The sequence below is a fragment of the Xanthobacter autotrophicus genome (assembly GCF_029991245.1).
Lineage (GTDB): Bacteria > Pseudomonadota > Alphaproteobacteria > Rhizobiales > Xanthobacteraceae > Xanthobacter > Xanthobacter autotrophicus_C.
Genome location: NZ_JAIVFO010000309.1, coordinates 1 through 1001 on the forward strand (window position 1 = coordinate 1; position 1001 = coordinate 1001).

Annotated in this window: 1 protein-coding gene; it reads right to left on the bottom strand. The window is 73.5% G+C overall.

Annotation, left to right across the window (positions count from 1 at the left end):
* Positions 1–112 precede the first annotated feature (112 nt).
* The coding region (locus K9U41_RS22940; protein WP_282643147.1) for a lytic transglycosylase domain-containing protein at positions 113–1001 on the bottom strand (889 nt) is incomplete at its 5' end.

Here is a 1001-nt window from a genome sequence, read left to right on the forward strand (position 1 = left end):
CTCCCCAACCCTCCCCCGCACGCGGGAGAGGGGGCCGCAGCGCGCCGGCGGGAGAGGCGGCCGCCTGCGGGGGGACGAGGGCAATCCTGCCGTCGGGTCCCCCGCGCGCGCCTCAGTTCGGCAGCACCAGGCAGGCGCCGCCGGCCTTGCGCAGGCGGTCGCACACTTTCATGCCCTCGGCCTTGGTCTGGGCCGGGAGCCGCACGCGATAGAAGGTGCGCGGGCCGCGTCCGCCCACCCGCGTCGCCACGATCACCGGGGTCAGGTCCGCGAACACGGCGGGATGGCGGGTCGCCTCCCGGCGGAACGAGGCGAGCGCGATGTCGCGCGAAAAATTGCCGGAAATCTGCACCCCCCAGGGGGCGAACAGCGGGTTGGCGGGCTCTCCCGCCAGCGGCGCCGGCGCGCCCTTGCGCAGGGCGGCGACGGTGGCAAGGCAGGGCTCCTGCGGGACGGGAGGCGTCGCGCTCGCCTTGTCTGTTCCCTGGTCTGCGCCTTTATCGGTTCCCTTGTCCGTACCCTGGCGCCGCAGCGCCCCCCAGTCCTCCGCCGGGCGCCCGGTGATGATGCGCACGTAGGCGCGCGTCTCCTCCGGCAGTCCGCCGCCATTGAGGAAGCCGGAGACGCGTCCGGGACCGGCATTGTAGGCCGCCGCCGCCAGACCCAGATTGCCGAAGCGACGGTTGAGGTCGGCGAGCAGCGCCGCCGAGGCCGGGATCGCCGCTTCCGGATCGAACGGATTTTCGAGCCCGCGCTCCTTCGCCGTGCCGGGCATGAACTGGGCGATGCCCTGTGCGCCCTTGTGGCTCACCACGTGCGGGCGGAACGAGCTTTCGCGCCAGATGAGGCGGGTGAGGAAGGCGGCCGGCAGGCCCTCTTTTGCCGCCGCCGCATCGATGAGGCGGCAGATGGCCTGGTCCACCGTTTCGCCGCGTGCGGGGTTTGCAGGCGCCGGATTTGCCGCGGCGGGATCGGCGGGGGTGGGGCTCGCCGGCTTGTCC